General features: G+C 60.2%; 14 protein-coding genes and 1 pseudogene. 8 read left to right on the plus strand and 7 right to left on the minus strand.

Annotation, left to right across the window (positions count from 1 at the left end; translation table 11 throughout):
- Window positions 1-155 precede the first annotated feature (155 nt).
- Complete coding sequence (locus HNQ50_RS17525) at window positions 156-962, plus strand: ThuA domain-containing protein (protein ID WP_184102499.1); 807 nt, start codon at window positions 156-158, stop codon at window positions 960-962.
- Window positions 962-2,029, plus strand: coding sequence for a Gfo/Idh/MocA family protein (locus tag HNQ50_RS17530; protein WP_184102500.1), 1,068 nt, complete (start codon window positions 962-964; stop codon window positions 2,027-2,029). Before HNQ50_RS17525 ends, HNQ50_RS17530 begins: the two co-directional genes overlap by 1 nt.
- A 561-nt stretch (window positions 2,030-2,590) precedes the next feature.
- Here the strand turns inward: HNQ50_RS17530 and HNQ50_RS17535 are convergent.
- Entirely contained in the window at window positions 2,591-4,420 is a 1,830-nt protein-coding gene (locus HNQ50_RS17535) for a carbohydrate-binding protein (protein WP_184102501.1), read from the minus strand.
- A gap of 294 nt (window positions 4,421-4,714) precedes the next feature.
- On the opposite strand from HNQ50_RS17535, the gene HNQ50_RS17540 reads away from it, so the two are divergent.
- On the plus strand, window positions 4,715-5,917 hold the full coding sequence (locus tag HNQ50_RS17540) for an MFS transporter (RefSeq protein ID WP_184102502.1): 1,203 nt from the start codon (window positions 4,715-4,717) through the stop codon (window positions 5,915-5,917).
- Between the two features lie 139 nt (window positions 5,918-6,056).
- A complete protein-coding gene (locus HNQ50_RS17545) occupies window positions 6,057-6,935 on the plus strand; it encodes a LysR family transcriptional regulator (protein ID WP_184102503.1) in 879 nt (292 codons plus the stop codon).
- Between the two features lie 16 nt (window positions 6,936-6,951).
- Here HNQ50_RS17545 and HNQ50_RS17550 read toward each other — a convergent pair whose 3' ends face one another.
- From HNQ50_RS17550 to HNQ50_RS17575, 6 genes are all read right to left on the minus strand, one after another.
- Window positions 6,952-8,049 carry an alkene reductase gene (locus HNQ50_RS17550; RefSeq protein ID WP_184102504.1) on the minus strand — a complete coding sequence of 366 codons (1,098 nt, stop codon included), beginning with the start codon at window positions 8,047-8,049 and terminating at the stop codon, window positions 6,952-6,954.
- Between the two features lie 22 nt (window positions 8,050-8,071).
- Window positions 8,072-8,467, minus strand: a complete 396-nt coding sequence (locus HNQ50_RS17555) for a VOC family protein (protein WP_184102505.1) — start codon at window positions 8,465-8,467, stop codon at window positions 8,072-8,074.
- A 20-nt stretch (window positions 8,468-8,487) separates the two neighbouring features.
- Window positions 8,488-9,018 (minus strand): ester cyclase, encoded by a 531-nt coding sequence (locus HNQ50_RS17560; protein WP_184102506.1) that lies wholly within the window; start codon window positions 9,016-9,018, stop codon window positions 8,488-8,490.
- Between the two features lie 117 nt (window positions 9,019-9,135).
- Entirely contained in the window at window positions 9,136-9,954 is an 819-nt protein-coding gene (locus HNQ50_RS17565; RefSeq protein ID WP_184102507.1) for a class I SAM-dependent methyltransferase, read from the minus strand.
- 361 nt (window positions 9,955-10,315) lie between these two features.
- Window positions 10,316-10,597 (minus strand): DUF427 domain-containing protein, encoded by a 282-nt coding sequence (locus HNQ50_RS17570; protein ID WP_184102508.1) that lies wholly within the window; start codon window positions 10,595-10,597, stop codon window positions 10,316-10,318.
- A gap of 31 nt (window positions 10,598-10,628) precedes the next feature.
- Window positions 10,629-11,144, minus strand: coding sequence for a lipocalin family protein (locus tag HNQ50_RS17575; protein WP_184102509.1), 516 nt, complete (start codon window positions 11,142-11,144; stop codon window positions 10,629-10,631).
- A gap of 646 nt (window positions 11,145-11,790) precedes the next feature.
- Here HNQ50_RS17575 and HNQ50_RS17580 point away from each other — a divergent pair.
- From HNQ50_RS17580 to fdhD, 4 genes and pseudogenes are all read left to right on the plus strand, one after another.
- A pseudogene (locus HNQ50_RS17580) lies at window positions 11,791-13,224 on the plus strand (L-lactate MFS transporter).
- A 171-nt stretch (window positions 13,225-13,395) separates the two neighbouring features.
- A complete protein-coding gene (locus HNQ50_RS17590) occupies window positions 13,396-15,669 on the plus strand; it encodes an FdhF/YdeP family oxidoreductase (protein ID WP_184102512.1) in 2,274 nt (757 codons plus the stop codon).
- Window positions 15,670-15,686: 17 nt separating this feature from the next.
- Entirely contained in the window at window positions 15,687-15,914 is a 228-nt protein-coding gene (locus HNQ50_RS17595; RefSeq protein WP_184102513.1) for a hypothetical protein, read from the plus strand.
- Window positions 15,905-16,720, plus strand: a complete 816-nt coding sequence (fdhD, locus tag HNQ50_RS17600) for a formate dehydrogenase accessory sulfurtransferase FdhD (protein WP_308419180.1) — start codon at window positions 15,905-15,907, stop codon at window positions 16,718-16,720. Before HNQ50_RS17595 ends, fdhD begins: the two co-directional genes overlap by 10 nt.
- Window positions 16,721-16,729: the final 9 nt, after the last annotated feature.

Below are 16,729 nucleotides of genomic sequence, written 5' to 3' on the forward strand. Positions count from 1 at the left end.
AGTTTTGTCGCAGTGATTCAGATTGAGGCGAGGGATCGGGCAGGGCTAATCTTGCTGCACCTGATGGCGCAGGATGCAGACAGTATCCGCTTTTATGTGCGCTTGCAGCATCGTTCTTGCCCACCCGCATTCCGGTTTTTTTCTGGAGAGTTATTGTGTCGAAATCCCGTATTTCTGTCATTGTCTGGAATGAATTTCAGCATGAACGGCAGAACCCGGCGGTCGCCGCCATTTACCCGGATGGCCTGCATGCCGCCATTGCCAGCGCACTCAAAGAAGTACCGGCAGCCAGCCAGGGCGCGTTGCCACTAGAGATCAGTACCGCGACCCAGGACCAGCCAGAACATGGCCTGACCGAGGCGCGCCTGGCCGATTGCGATGTGCTGATCTGGTGGGGGCATAAGGCGCATGCGCAGGTCAGCGATGAGATCGTGGCCCGTGTGCAAAAACGCGTGCTGGAGGGCATGGGTTTGATCGTGCTGCACTCCGGCCATTTTTCCAAAATCTTCCGCCGCCTGATGGGCACCAACTGCTCGCTCAAATGGCGTGAAGCCGACGAGAAAGAACGGCTGTGGGTGGTCGAGCCATCCCACCCCATCGCCGCTGGGCTGGGTGAATACTTTGAGCTGCCCTACGAAGAAATGTACGGTGAGCGCTTTGATATTCCGCAGCCGGATGAACTGGTGTTCCTGTCCTGGTTTGAAGGTGGGGAGGTGTTCCGTTCTGGCTGTTGCTGGCAACGTGGCCACGGCCGCGTGTTCTACTTCCGCCCGGGGCATGAGGCCTATCCGACCTATTACGACCGCAATGTCCAGCAGGTCCTGGCCAATGCCGTGCAGTGGGCCGCGCCGCGCGTCCAGATCGTGGACATTTGCCCGAATGCGCCTGCACTGGAACCCATCGCCAAAAAGGAGGTGACGTTTTCCAAAGTCGGCTTCGTACAAGGCAAGGGGGATATCTGATGAGCGCATCACCAACAACACGGTTACGCATCGGCGTGGTCGGGCTGGGTATCGGCCGCAAACATATCCAGGGCTGGCAGTTGCATCCGCAAGTGGATGTGGTTGCCATTGCCGACCCAGATGCCACACGGCTGGCCAAAGTGGGCGATGAGTTCACCGTGCCGGGCCGTTACGACAGCCTGGAAGCCATGCTGGCGGCAGAAAAACTGGACGTCATCAGCATCTGTACGCCCAACAAGTTTCACAAAGTGCTGACACTGGCGGCGCTGGCGGCAGGTTGTCATGTGCTGTGTGAAAAGCCCATGGCAATGAACGCGGACGAAGGGCGTGAAATGCTCGCCGCCGCAAAGCGCGCCGGCAAGCGGCTGATGATCAATTTCTCTTACCGTTTCAGCGCGCAATCCCGCGCCCTGAAAGCGCAAGTGGACGCTGGCGTGTTTGGCGATTTCTACATGGGCCGCACGGTATGGCACCGCCGCCGGGGCATGCCAGGCTTTGGCGGCTGGTTTGGCACCAAAGCGCTTTCTGGCGGCGGCCCCTTGATTGATCTGGGCGTGCACCGGCTGGACCTGGCGCTCTGGCTGATGGGTTATCCCAAGCCTGTGTGGGTGCTGGGTAATACCTGGAACCCCATCGCCAGCGAACTGGCGCGGCAGTCTGGCAAGACGTTTGATGTGGAAGACCTGGCCAGTGCCTTTATCCGTTTTGACAACGGCGCGACCTTGTCGCTGGAAGCCTCCTGGGCGGCCAATATCAAAGAGGCTGATCTGATGGAAACGCGCCTCCTCGGCACTAAAGCCGGCTTGCTGCAGCACAATCTGGATGAAGGCTATACGTTTGATGCGCATATCTTCACCGAGCAGCATGGCGCGGCGCTGGATATCCATGTCCACCCGCCCAAAGAGGAAGGCCTGCCGGCCATGTATGAACTGGCCGCGGCGATCCTGGCGGACCGGCCCCACCCGGCATCGGGGGAGGAGGGCTTGATTGTGATGGAGATTCTGGATGCGGTGTATGCGAGCGCGGCGAGTGGAGGGCCGGTGAGGATTGGGGGAGCCACTGCGTAGCCCGGATGGAGGCCGCCAGGCCGGGAATCCGGGGTGGCGGAGCTGGTTCATATTGACGTGGGTTTAAGCGCCTGCGGCGCGGGTGTTTTACATGTCGGGGGTTGCCCGACAGCAAGTGCCTTTCTTTTGGGTCGCCAAAAGAAAGGCACCAAAGAAAAGGCGACCCCTGCGACAGCGCCCCTTCGGGGTTCCCTGTGCTTCTCGCAAAGTCCGGCTGGCTCCAGGGAACTCGGGCTGCGCCCTCAAACACCCTTACGCCGAAACCCCGGCCCTCCCTGCGATGCTCGGCGCTGCCGGAGGGGAGGCAAGTCAAAAGCGACGGCAACATCAAAAGCAACCCCAACCCCACAAATCATCTGCGTGCAAGAATGGTTCACCTTGCCCACCACTTCGTCATTCCCGCGGAGGCGGGAATCCAGCTGCAATATTGACAAGGATGAAAGCGCTATTCCCCAGACCACCACCTGGCCATTCCAGCCCTTCGCACCTCCAAATCCAGAAAAAACGCGCTGACCCTCAGGCCAGCGCGTTTCGTTTTTACACCCAACAACCAGCAACCAATCAGATCTGTGAGTTGGTCGTAGCGTTGAACTGCACACCCAGACTGGTTTCCAGGTTCTTGATGGCGTCCTCCAGCACGGCAAAGATCGTCGCGCGGTCGGTGGCGTTAGACAGATCCAGCGTGCTGGTCGCTACCACGCTGTGCTGTTGCAACGCCGTGGTGTACGCCGCTTGCGCCGATGCCGCCGGGATAAACGCGCCCTGGCCGCTGCTGTTCACATAAGACAGCGTGGTGAACACGTTGCTGAACACCGTACCCAGCGTGGTCATGTTGAATGCCACATGGTTGGTCGGCGTGGTCAGCGTGGTGGCGCTGGTGGTCGGGATCGGCAGGTCGTAGAACTGGTTCAGGTAGTAACGCACCTGATACGGATACTGCTGATAGGTATCCGACTTGCCCCAGACGCTGCTCCAGTCATTCACCTGGGCCACCGTGGCTGCGGTGGCTGTCGCGCCCAACTGGCTGTAGCTGGACATCAGCGTGCCGTAGTAACCCTGGTTGTAGGCCACGTTCAAGAGCACATCGAAGAAGTTGTTCGGCAACGTTTTGAAGTTGGTGAGTGCGTTGTCGAACGCCGGTTGCCACGGCGTGGTCCAGCCGCCGGTGCCGGTGCCAATCTCAACCAGTGCCACCATGTCGTTGTAATGGAAGTACGCGGTCAGCATCGGGCCGTAGTACTTGTTGTTGAACGAGGGTGGTGTGACCTTGGTGTACTGCGTCGGGGCATCGGCCAGGGTGTAGCCAATGTTCTTTTGCAGCGCGATAAAGTTGATCAGCGAGTGGCCGGCCGGCGTGTAGCTGCCAGAGACCATATCTGCGGCGTAGTTGTTGATCTGATACGGGCCGCCCTGGCCTGCGCCCATGACCGCTTGCTGGTCGCTGGACGGGTCGATCAGGTTGCTGCTGGCCTGGTAGACCTGGGTTTCCAGGTTTTCCTGCAACAACTGGCCCAGCACCGAACCGTACAGATAGTCTTTTTCAAACTGCAGGCCCGGGTAGTACTGCTGCACCAGGTGGCCGTACATCACGCCGGCGATCATGTTGGACATGATCAGATCGGTGTAGTTATCGCCATCCAGTGTCAGGCTGTCTTGCGCCGTACCGGCTCCCAGCAACAGGTGGAAGTTGATCTTGCCGGTGGTCGTCACTGCGCCGGAGGGTGTCGGAGCCGGCGTGGGGGTTGGCGTTGGGGTCGGCACCGGCGTGGGTGTCGGTGTGGGAACCGGTGTGGGTGTCGGGGTCGGCGTTGGCACCGGGGTCGGCGTGGGTGTTGGCGTGCCGCCGCTGCAGTTGCTCACCACCGTCCACGGCTGGCCACTGCCATCGCCACCGTTGTTGGTACTGGGGTTCACTCCCTGGGTCCACCAATTGGCCTTGTAGTTCACGCCGTTTACGCTGACTGTCGCGCCCGCGCTATACGCGGTACTGGCGTTCCAGGCCGCCGCGCAGCCCGATGGCGTCGGGGCCGGTGTGGCGACCGGGGTGGGCGCTGCGACTGGCGTTGGCGTCGGTGCGGGGGCTGGTGTCGGAGCCGGGGTTGGAACTGGCGTGGGTGTCGGGGTCGGCGTTGCAGATTGAGTTGCCGCGCCCAGGTCTTTCCACAGACTCGGCGTCGAAGCCGGGTTCCAGTTCGCCCCGACATAGTCGGTCTGCGTCACCAGTGCCTGATAGTCGTGCCCGTTGTAATAGACCACGGTGCCGGCGGTATAGGTGCTGCCATCAACCCAGGTCGCCACATCGGCGTGGGCCAGTTGGCTGGCGAACAGCAGTGGCGCGCCAAACGTCAGTGCGCACAGCTGCGTCAAACGGCGCAATTGCGGTTTGTTCATCGGTTCCATTCCTCTTTGGTGGTGCTCGTTGGTTTTGTAGAGCCTCGCATGGGCAAGGCTGGCGTCAGTTTATCCGCTGCTTTGGGGATTGCAGCCCTGACCGGGATGAGCGGAAGGGTCAATCTGCTGTGTGGTGCGGCCGGCGGCGAGGCCCCCAACAGATTGCGAAAAAGGCGGATATATATGATTTATTGATGATCAATAATCAACAATGTTATGCCTTGGGCATGGTTTTTCCGCACGACGGCTTTGCGCACACTGCGCTCATGTTCTGTTTGCCGGAGTAAACCCATCATGCCCATTGCTTTATTGGCGCTGACCATCAGCGCATTTGCCATCGGGACCACCGAATTCGTGATCGTTGGACTGATTCCTGACATTGCCGCCAACCTTGGCGTTTCTTTGCCTAGTGCCGGTTTGCTGGTCAGCTTGTATGCGCTGGGCGTGGCCGTAGGGGCGCCGGTGCTGACGGCGCTCACCGGTCAGTTGCCACGCAAAACGTTGCTGGTCTCGCTCATGGTGTTGTTTACGCTGGGCAACCTGCTGGCCTGGCATGCACCGGGGTATGGCTCGCTGATCGTGGCGCGGGTGCTCACCGGCATGACGCACGGAGTGTTTTTCTCGATTGGCTCGACCATTGCCACCGGCCTGGTGCCGCGTGAAAAGGCCGCCAGCGCCATTGCCATCATGTTCACCGGGCTGACCGTGGCGCTGGTTACCGGCGTGCCGCTGGGGACATTCATTGGTCAGCACTTTGGCTGGCGCGAGACCTTTCTTGTGGTTGCCGGTCTTGGTGCGCTGGCGGTGGCCGGTAGCCTGGCGTTTGTGCCCAAAGAGATTCCCCGCAATACGCCGGTCTCCTTGCTCAAGCAGCTGGATGTGCTGCGCCAACCGCGGTTGTTGCTGGTGTACGCCATCACGGCGTTGGGTTATGGCGGCTCGTTTATCGCATTTACCTTTCTTGCACCCATGCTGCGTGATGTAACCGGCTTTGGCCCCAATGCCGTCAGCCTGGTGCTGCTGGTTTATGGCGTCTCGGTTGCCGTTGGCAATATCTGGGGCGGCAAACTGGCGGATCAGCGTGGCCCGGTAGGCGCACTCAAGCGGATTTTCACACTGCTGGCGCTGGTCTTGCTGGCACTGACCTTTACCGCGCCGCATCCGGTTTTGCTGATCATGACCGTGCTGGTGTGGGGCGCCGTAGCCTTTGGCAACGTGGCGGGCTTGCAGGTTTATGTGGTGCAGCAGGCCGAACACTTCACCCCCGGTGCGGTGGATGTGGCATCGGGCCTGAACATTGCGGCATTCAATGTCGGGATTGCCTTTGGCGCATGGGCCGGGGGTTTGGTGGTGGCGCACTTTGGTCTGATGCATACGCCGTGGATCGGCGCGGTGCTGGCACTGGGCGCGCTGGGGCTGACCGTGCTCTCTGGCCGGCTGGATGAGGCCAACCCCTTACCCCGAAATGGCAGACCAGTCGTGGTGGCCGGACACTGATCGGCACAGAACGTGGCTGTCTCCGCCTATCCCCAATGCATTACTCATGTATTGGGGATTTTTCATTCCTGCTGAATAATGCGTTCAGTTCCTGACGTATTTTCAAATCAGAGAGGAAAACGTGGACCGGCTTAACGATATGCGTTTGTTTCTGGATGCAGCCAGCCTGGGCAGTTTTTCTGCGGCCGGGCGCAAGCATGGACTATCGCCTGCCGCGTCCAGCGCGTGCATTCAGCGACTGGAAACCACGCTCAAGGTGCGCTTGTTTGAACGCACCACGCGCCAGTTACGCCTGACCGATGAAGGCCAGATTTACCGTGCCTATAGCCAGCAAGTGCTGGATTTATTGCTGGAGGCTGAGCACGCGCTGCAAGCCGGCCGGACCGAGGTGCAAGGGGTGGTGCGCATTTCCGCGCCCTCTGATCTGGGTCGCAACCTCTTGCTGACGGCGCTCGATGCGTTTTCTGCGCAGTATCCGGAAGTGCATTTTGCGCTGTCTTTGACGGACTCCACCGCCAATCTGGTCGGGGACGATATCGACCTGGCCGTGCGTTACGGTCAGCCGACAGATAGCAGTATGGTGGCGCGCCCCTTGCTGCCCAGCCAGCGGGTGGTATGTGCTGCGCCAGCACGCGTGGCGCTGACGGGCGCACCCCGGACACCGGCTGATCTGCAAAACCTGCCCGCCCTGGTGCTGGTGACCGGATCAGGCCCGATGAACGAATGGCGCTACCGACAGCACGGCCAGCAAGCCAGCGTGCGCGTTAACGGTATTCGCCACAGCAACGATGGCGAAGTGATCCGCAAATGGGCGCTACAAGGCTATGGTTACGCCTGGAAATCCCGCCCGGATATCACGGCAGACCTGGCCGCTGGCCGGTTGGTGACGGTGCTGGATGATTACTTTACCGACAGCGCACCGCTCAATCTGCTGTACCACGCGAACCGGCTGCAACCCTTGCGGCTTAAATTGCTGATTGAGTTTCTGTTGGCGCACTTTGCCGGGCAGACCGTCTGATCTGCCCGGTACGGCCTCAGGCGTAGGCCGGATAGTCCGTGTAGCCCTGCTGATTGCCGCCAAATAGCGTTGCGCCATCGGGCTGTGCCAGCGGCAGGTTATGCGCCAGCCGCTGCGGCAAATCCGGATTGGCTACAAATGGCCGGCCAAAGGCCACCAGGTCGGCCAGGCCCGTCGCCAGGATCGCCTCCGCCCGCTGTTTATCGTAACCGCCCGCCACAATGATCTTGCCGTGAAACACCCGGCGCAGCGCATGACGGAAATCGACCGGAATGATCGGCGCGTCATCCCAATCCGCTTCAGACAGGTGGATATACGCCAGCCCCAGTGGGTCCAGTTGTTCGGCCGCGCGCAAAATGGTCGGGACAATATCCGGGTCTGCCATGTCCTTGAAGGTGATGTACGGGGCCAGCCGTACACCCACTTTGTCCGCGCCAATTTCATCGGCCAGCGCACTCATCAACTCCACCAGAAAGCGCGTGCGATTATCGCAGGAACCGCCGTATTGATCGGTACGCTGGTTAGAGACGCCGCGCAAGAACTGGTCCACCAGATAGCCGTTGCCGCCATGCACTTCCACACCATCAAAACCGGCGGCAATGGCGTTGGCTGCGCCCCGGCGGAAATCGGCAATGATGCCGCCAATCTCATCCACACTAAGCGCGCGCGGCATGGGGCAATCGGTCATGCGGCCAACACCATCCTCACCCACGATCCATACCTGCGTGTCTTTGGGTTGAATGGCCGAGGGGGCCACGGGCGGCTGGCCATGATGGAACACGCTGTGCGATACCCGGCCCACATGCCACAGTTGCAGGAAAATCTTGGCCCCCAGGGCGTGGACCCGTTCTGTCACAGTGCGCCAGCCTGCCACTTGCTCGGCGGAGAAAATCCCCGGCGTGAACGAGTAGCCCTGGCCTTGTGGGGAGATCTGGGTCGCCTCTGTCACCAGCAAGCCCGCACCGGCGCGCTGGGCGTAGTACTCGGCCATCAGGTCATTGGGAATATCACCCGGCTGGGTGGTGCGGGCGCGGGTCATGGGGGCCATGACCACGCGGTTGCGCAAGGTGGTGGCGCCCAATTGCAGCGGGTCAAAAAGCGTTGTGCTTGTCATGATGATTTCCTTGGTCACTTGGTTACTTGGTCGGTTCGTTGGGGGAGCCGGTTGGCGTGGTCAGCGGCGCTTCCAGCTCCAGCACGACGCCACCGGGTAATTCAACAAAAATCTGTGCCGCCGGCTTGTCCGGATGGCGGCCGGCCTGCCAGCGATAGCCACTGTCGCGAACCCGCTCAATCACGGCCTCGGCCGCTTCATCGGTGCGAAATGCCAGGTGGGCAAACGTGACGTGTGGCGTAGTGCCCGGCCGGGCCAGCAGGTGCACTGCGGCTTGCTCGCCGTTGTAAAGCCATTGGCCGTCAAAGCCGAAATCCGGCCGGTAACCTGGCTGCCAGCCCAGGACATCGCCAAAGAAACGGGCGATCTCCTGCTGGCCGCTGGCGTTCAGGCTGACGTGATCAAAAGTCCAGGTCATGGTGATCCTCCGGTGGGGCGTTATGGCTGGACGATGCCCATTTGCTGCAGCAGGGTCAGGTTGTCTTCCAGATGCCAGTTTTCGGCAATGCGGCCATCGGCCACGCGGTACAGATCAAAAGCCTGGAAGTCGATGCTCTGGCCGGTGCCTTGCACGTTGCCAAAGTGCCCGGTGAAGTGGCCTTTGAAATGCAGATGTACCGCTACCCGATCCTGGCTGACGATGACGTCCTCCATCTCTGCGGTCAGATCAGGCACGGCAGTCCGAAAGGCGGTGGACGCCTGGCGCGGGCCTTGCGGGCCTTGTACGCGGCCAGCAGGCAAGGTGCGGTCGATGAAATCGGGGGAGAGCGCCTGGTCGGCGTACCGGGTGTCGCCGGTATTCCAGAATGCGGCATAGCGGCGGGCTGCCAGAATTACGCTGGCGCTGTCAGGGGTATTGGTCGCCGCAAGGTGATGCGGCTGGGGCAACACGTCCGTGTCGGCCCCCGCAAAAGGACTCAGGGTCGCGGTGAGTAAAGCAGAGGCCAGAATCAGGGTGGGCAAGCGCATGGTGATCTCCAGAAGCCGCGTGTGTTGTCGATGGCTGCATTCTGGTCTTGCTTGCCAACTCTGATAATTGGCCTGGTTGTGGAATGATCTTCTTGTCTGGTTTGAAAATAGCCCGCCTCAAGGGGCTGGTTTGATGAACTTGAGTGTCATCCGGTCAGACTCCCCAATCGCAGCAAAGCGCGCGCGATCTTGATCGCCGCCTTTGTAGGAGGGTGGCAATGACCAGACCCCGTTCGGGTAATCTTTGGTGTCATTGGGGTTGGCATTGATCTCTGCGCGCGCCGCCAGTTTGAACCCGGCGCTTTGCGCCAGCTTGATCACGGCTTCTTCGGTGACGTAACCGGTATCAATCATCTGCTGCAAGCTGGTGCCCGGCGCGGCGCGGTGTTCTTCCACACCCAGCACGCCACCCGGTTTGAGCGCGCGGTAGAACGCCGCAAACGCGGCCGGCGCACTACCGTCTTTGAGCCAGTTGTGAACATTGCGGAAAGTCAGCACCAGATCTGCACCGCCGGCAGGGCGGATATCCACCTGTTGCGGCGGTTCAAAGGTCAGCACGGCCACGTGGTCATAGAGTTCCGGATGAGTGCCCAGCGTTTTATCAAAGCCGGTGACTTCATCAGCGCGTTCCTTATCGACATCCGCAGACACTTGCGCGGCGTAATAGCGACCGTGCCCGTTCAGATACGGCCCAAGAATCTCCGTATACCAGCCCCCACCTGGCCAGACTTCCACTACGGTCTGATTGGGCCGGAGGCCAAAAAAGTCCAGCGTTTGCGCGGGGTGACGATATACATCCCGTTGCTGGCGGGCCGGTGTGCGTTGGGGCCCGGCGATGACCTGATCCAGGGTGAGCGTGGCATCGGCCTGGGCCAGCAGTGGCAGGGCAACGGCCAGCGCAAGGCCGGCGCGGGCGAGAAAACGGGGCAGGCTCATGGGGGAACTCCGACAAGGTACAAAACCGGTATAACGCATGATCCGTGCCAGCGCCGGGCCGGATCAAAGCGCGGGGCAGAGCGGCAGAATGCGGCAAACCCCACAGTGCCTGGCAAGAACTGTTGCAAATGCTGCAACCACGCGCCGCACTTGGGCTTTATTGATGACCGTTTGGCACTGAGTGAAATCCACCCGGGCCTTCCCGCATCAATACGGCGTGGTGGGGGATTACGTGCCGGATGGGTTTGTGCCGGGCAACGTGACCTGCCGCCGCAAGCAGCCCCTTGGGGTGGTTACCACCTCGTCATTCCGGCGCACGCCGGAATCCAGCGCCGCCGCCGCAGGTGGCCTTTTCCACCCATCAAGGCTCCACCGTCACCCCACGCCAGAACGCTACCCGGTCCTTGATCTGTTTGGCGGCGTCTTTCGGCTCCGGGTAGTACCAGACGGCATCCGGATTGCGCTGGCCGCCGACGTTCAGTGTGTAATAGCTGGCTTCGCCTTTCCATGGGCAGGTGGTGTGGGTGCGGGAGGGTTCGATCAAGGTGTCGTCCAGCGCCGCACGCGGGAAATAATGGTTGCCTTCCACCACCACGGTATCGTCGCTATCGGCCAGCACCACACCATTCCAGATTGCTTTCATGGTTTGCTCCTGCCCCGCGTCAGAGGTCGCGTTATCGATCGCTGTGCGGGGTGTAGATAAACTTGTCCAGGTCGTATCCTTGCCGCCGCGCTATTTGCAGGGCGGTGTCTACATCCGTCTGCGCCAGGGTGGGGCTGCGGGAGAGCAGCCACAGATATTTGTTGTTGGGTGAGCCCACCAGCGCCCAGTGATAATCCGGTGCCAGGCCAATCACCCAGTAATCGCCATTAAAAGGCCAGAAGAATTGGACTTTGAGCCGGGCATTGCCTGAGTTGGGCATGACCGAGGCCGTGCCATGCGCGGTATCCAGTTGGCGGTCTTCATGGCGGCAGGTATTGGTCACGGCAATGGTGCCATCGGCATTCTTGCTGTACTGGGCGGTGGTGTCTGATACGCAGTTGCGCTGAAAGAACATGGGCAGATGACCGATTTCATACCAGGTGCCCAGATAGCGGTCTACTTCCAGCAGCGGCACGCTTTGTACCGGATCGGCAAAAGCACCTGGCGCCAGCAGCATCAGCCAGCAAACGTATCGGATGCATCTCATGCGTCTTCCTGTCGATCAAGGGCCAGACAAGCCGCATCCAGTGTCCCACCTCCCGCCGGGCAAGGCGCGCAGGGCAGACTGATATGGGTGTCGGACTATGCCTACGTCATCAGATCACTATGGCAGGTGAGCAAGACCTCTGCCGGTGTGAACCAGCCCATAACGGCTTTATGCAGCAGTTTGCTACGCGATCGGCCCATCGGGCCTGTGCCGTTCAACAGAGGGCAGCGTCTTGCTTTATTGCGATACAACAGATGGGGTAGAGCCGAATGAAACGTAAAAAATCCCCATCACGTAGTGTCTGACGTACAAAAATCAGCATTGGCTGATGAACGGCCGCAAAGCGGGTGCGTTGTGCTGCAAGGCGCATTCCGGCTGGAAAGCCGCCTTACAAAGCCGCCTGTCTGACCCTCGTTTTGTAAGACTCTTCCTGCGTGGTGACGGCCGCTTGTATCCGACTAACGGAACGGGCGCATATATAACGCATTTCGCATATAAGAGCGCTATGATATGGCGCATCATCTCAGGGTCGGGTTTGTGGTAGTGCGCTTTTTGGACCACTGGCCGGAGCTGATCGAACTGCACGTCAACGCACGGGTTTGCACGCTTCCTTTACGCAAAGGTTTTGAATAAAAAGGGGAAATAGATGGGTTTTGCCGCAACACTGGACAAGAACCTCAGTATTGCCAAGCCGGAATTCAACCGTTGGTTGATTCCACCGGCCGCACTGGCGATTCACTTGTCGATCGGTCAGGCGTACGCGTTTTCGGTGTTCAATGCACCGCTGAACAAAGCTTACGGCTGGAGCATTCCTTCGCTGGGCTGGATTTTCTCTCTGGCCATCGTTTTTCTGGGGCTGTCTGCCGCATTTGGCGGCAAGTGGCTGGAACGTGTTGGCCCGCGCGCCACCATGTTTACCGCTGCGCTGTGCTTTGGCGGTGGTTTCCTGGTCTCGGCACTTGGCATCTCTACGCAGCAACTGTGGTTGCTGTATCTGGGTTACGGCGTGCTGGGTGGTGTGGGTCTGGGTCTGGGTTATGTCTCGCCCGTGTCCACGCTGATCAAGTGGTTCCCGGATCGTCGTGGCATGGCCACCGGTCTGGCCATTATGGGTTTTGGCGGTGGTGCCATGATTGGCGCGCCGCTGGCCGTGTACCTGATGGACAAATTCAAGTCTGACGCCGGTCCTGGCATTGCCGAGACCTTTGTGTTCATGGGCCTGATCTATACGGTGTCGATGCTGATTGGCGCGTTCACCGTGCGTCTGCCGGCACCGGGCTGGAAGCCGGAAGGTTTCGTTGAAAAAGAAGACCCGAAGAAACTGGCCAGCCACGTTTACGTGGATGCCGACACCGCCCTGAAAACCCCGCAGTTCTGGCTGATGTGGGCTGTGCTGTGCCTGAACGTGACGGCCGGTATTGGCGTGCTGGGTCAGGCCTCGTTGATGATTCAGGAAGTGTTCAAGGGTTCCGTGACGGCCGCTGCTGCCGCCGGTTTCGTTGGCCTGCTGTCCATCTTCAACATGGGTGGCCGCTTCTTCTGGTCCAGCGTGTCTGACCTGATCGGCCGCAAGACCACCTACCTGGTGTTCCTGCTGCTGGGTGCCGTGCTGTACGCGCTGGTGCCGACCGTCGGCGCGGGTAGCGTAGCGCTGTTTGTGGGCCTGTATGCCGTGATCCTGTCGATGTATGGCGGCGGCTTTGCCACCATCCCGGCTTATCTGTCCGACAAGTTTGGTACGCGTTACGTGGGCGCCATCCACGGCCGTTTGCTGACCGCATGGTCTGCTGCCGGCGTGCTGGGCCCGGTGATCGTGAACTACATGCGTGATTACCAGATCAGCCAGGGTGTCGCCAAGGCTTCGGCCTATAGCACCACCATGTATGTGATGGCCGGCCTGTTGATCGTGGGTTTTATCTGCAATGCGCTGATCACCAACGTCGACGAAAAATTCATCTCTCGTGAGGACTAAGACATGACCGCCAAGATCAAAGGTCTGTTGCTGTGGGCCTATGTGCTGATTCCGCTGGCCTGGGGCGTGATCCAGACCATCAAGAAAACAGCAGCCCTGTTTGGCTAAGTGGATGCGGGTGGACCAACCTGCATGACTCTCCGCCCCGTCCGCTTCATTGCGGCGGGGCGGCAAACCTTTTGCCAGAACATTTTGCTGTTGTCCTGCGTCAAACGCTTATTGAATAAGCGCCGCGGCCTGAGTATGTTGTGACAAGCGGTTTATCTGAGGTGGTTTTGAATGAGCAAGCAAGCGATCAAGTTTTATAACCGACCGGCCGGAGGCTGGGGCGCACTCAAAAGCGTGTTGCACAGTATTCGTGAGCAAGGCGTCATGGTGCGCGGGATTCACACGCTGCTTAAACAAAACCAGCCTGACGGGTTTGATTGCCCTGGTTGCGCCTGGCCGGACAAAAACCATCACTCCACCTTTGAGTTCTGTGAAAACGGCGCCAAAGCCGTCGCGGCAGAAGCCACCGAGCGCCGCATCGACCGTGCGTTCTTTGCCCAGCACACCGTTGCCGAACTGAACGCGCAGGATGATTACTGGCTGGAAGCGCAAGGCCGCCTGACCGAACCCATGCGTTATGACGCCGCCACCGACCGCTATGTGGCCGTATCCTGGGATGAGGCGTTTGAACTGACTGCCAAGCACCTGAATGCTTTGGCCAGCCCGCATGAGGCGCTGTTTTACACCTCCGGCCGCACCTCTAACGAAGCCGCCTTCCTCTACCAGTTGTTTATCCGTGAATTCGGCACCAACAATCTGCCCGATTGCTCCAATATGTGCCACGAGCCCTCTGGCACGGCCATGAAAGAGCAGATTGGCATTGGCAAGGGCACCGTCACGCTGGAAGACTTTGACCACGCCGAAGCCATCTTCATTTTTGGTCAGAATCCCGGCACCAATCACCCGCGCATGCTGGGTACGCTGCGGGAAGCCGCCAAGCGCGGCTGCCGCATTGTGGTGTTCAATCCGCTGCGTGAACGCGGTCTGGAACGCTTTGCCGATCCACAAAGCCCGCTGGATATGTTGTCCAGCAACGGCTCGAAAATTGCCTCCAGCTATTACCAGGTGCGCATTGGTGGCGATATGGCGGTGGCCATTGGCCTGGCCAAAGCCGTGGTGGAATCCGGCGTGATCGATGCCGATTTTATTGAAGAGCACACCGCTGGTTTTGAAGATTTTCTGGCCATGCTGGATGCGCAGATGTGGGAGCACATCGAAGAACAGTCTGGCCTCTCGGAAGCGCAGATTCGCGACATTGCCGATATCTATATGGCCAGCAACGCCACCATTTGTACCTGGGGGATGGGCATCACCCAGCACAAGCACTCGGTGGCGACGATCCAGGCCATCATCAATCTGCTGCTGCTCAAGGGCAATATCGGCAAGCCAGGCGCGGGTGCGTGCCCGGTGCGCGGGCATTCCAATGTGCAGGGCGACCGCACCATGGGTATCTACGAAAAGCCCTCGGTGGATTTTTTGAACAAACTGGGCAAGGCCTTTGATTTTGTCCCGCCGCAAGAACACGGCCACGATGTCGTGGGGGGCATTGAAGCCATGCTCAAGGGCGAGGCCAAGGTGTTTATCGGCATGGGCGGCAACTTTGCCGCTGCCACGCCGGATTCTGACCGCACCCGCGCCGGCTTGCGCCAGTGCGAACTGACCGTGCATGTCACCACCAAGCTCAACCGCTCTCATCTGGAGCACGGCAAGGACGCGCTGATCATGCCGTGCCTGGGCCGTACCGAAGTGGACCAGCAAGCGGGCGGCGCGCAAGGTGTGACGGTGGAAGACTCCATGAGCATGGTGCATATCTCGGCCGGCATGAACGCGCCGGCGTCCGAACACCTGCTGTCGGAGCCCGCCATTGTGGCGCGCATGGCCGCCGCCACGCTCAAACACAGCAAGACACCATGGCTGTGGATGATCGAAGACTACGACCGTATCCGCGACAAGATTGGCGAGGTCATCGACGGCTTTGCCGACTTCAACCACCGCGTGCACGTGCCGGGCGGTTTCTATCTGGGTAACTCCGCACGGGATCGCAAATGGGTGACGGCGACTGGCAAGGCCCTGTTTGCCACCAACCCGGTGCCGGGCGACATGCCGATTACCACGCTGCGCCGCCAGCATACGGACAAACAGATTTTCAACCTGATGACCGTGCGTAGCCACGACCAGTACAACACCACCATCTACGGTCTGGATGACCGCTATCGGGGCGTGTTTGGTCAGCGCCGCGTGTGTTTCATCAACAAGCACGATCTGGAAAAAATGGGCTTCACCGCCGGCCAGTGGGTGGATATGACCTCTGTCTGGCACGATGGTGAACGCGTAGCGCCGCGCTTCAAACTGGTGGAATACGATATCCCGCCGGGCTGCCTGGCCAGTTACTACCCGGAAACCAATAACCTGGTGCCGCTGGACAGCATGGCCGATCGTGCCCGCACGCCGGCCTCCAAATCCGTGCCGGTGGTGCTGACCCTGTCGGCAGACCAGGCCGCTTGAGCCCAGGTGCATGAATCATGGAAGAAACGCTGATTGCCATCATGGCCTTGCTGGCCGGGCAAGATGGCTTGTCAGACCACCAGGTCGGCAAGAAACTGGAGCTGGGCATGAGCCAGCTTAACCGCGCCCTGACCGTACTGACCGCCGCCACCCAGGCAGACGGTCAGGCACTGGTGCGCACCCAGCAAGACGGCAAACGCCGCACACTTTGGCTGACCGAAGCGGGGAGGGCACTGTGTCCATAACCGCGCTGCTTGATTTGCCGCTGCCCGCAGAATCCACCCGCGTAGAGGCGCTGCGTATTGATCGGGGCCAGACTGAGCTGCGCCCGGAAACCCTGGCCGAAGAAACGCCGGTGGCGCTGGTGTTCAATGGCATCTCTCATGCCGTCATGATGGCCAGCCCGCTGGACCTGGAAGACTTTGCGCTGGGCTTTGCCCTGACCGAAGGTATTATCGCCCGTCCCGGCGAATTGCTGGATCTGGACGTCGTGCCGGTGGCGGATGGCGTGCAGGTAGAAATCCGCATTCCGGAGCAACGTTTTGCCGCACTCAAGGAACACCGCCGCAACCTGACCGGCCGCACGGGTTGTGGTCTGTGCGGGCAGGATTCTCTGGAAAACGTCATCCGGCCGATTGCCGCCCTGCCGCGCGCCACGCCCATGCCGTTTACCGATGTGCTGACCGCCATGGATCAATTGGGCGCGCTGCAACCGTTGAATCTGGCCACCGGTGCGGCACATGCCGCTGGCTGGTGGCATGCAGGTAGCATTGTGGTGCGGGAAGACATTGGCCGGCATAACGCGCTGGATAAAGTGATTGGTGCCGTCGCCCGCCAACCCGTGCGGGATGGCGTACTGGTGATCAGCTCACGCGCCTCTTACGAGATGGTCCACAAGGCCGCCGCAGCCGGTTTCGGCATCCTGGCGGCCATCTCCGCCCCCACCGCACTGGCGGTGCGACTGGCGCAAGATACCGGCGTAACGCTGGCCGGTTTTGTGCGCGGCGAGCGTCTCACCGTCTACAGTCACCCGGAACGGATTATCACGTAATCCCTACGT

The organism is Silvimonas terrae (genome assembly GCF_014202765.1).
Classification (GTDB): Bacteria; Pseudomonadota; Gammaproteobacteria; order Burkholderiales; family Chitinibacteraceae; genus Silvimonas; species Silvimonas terrae.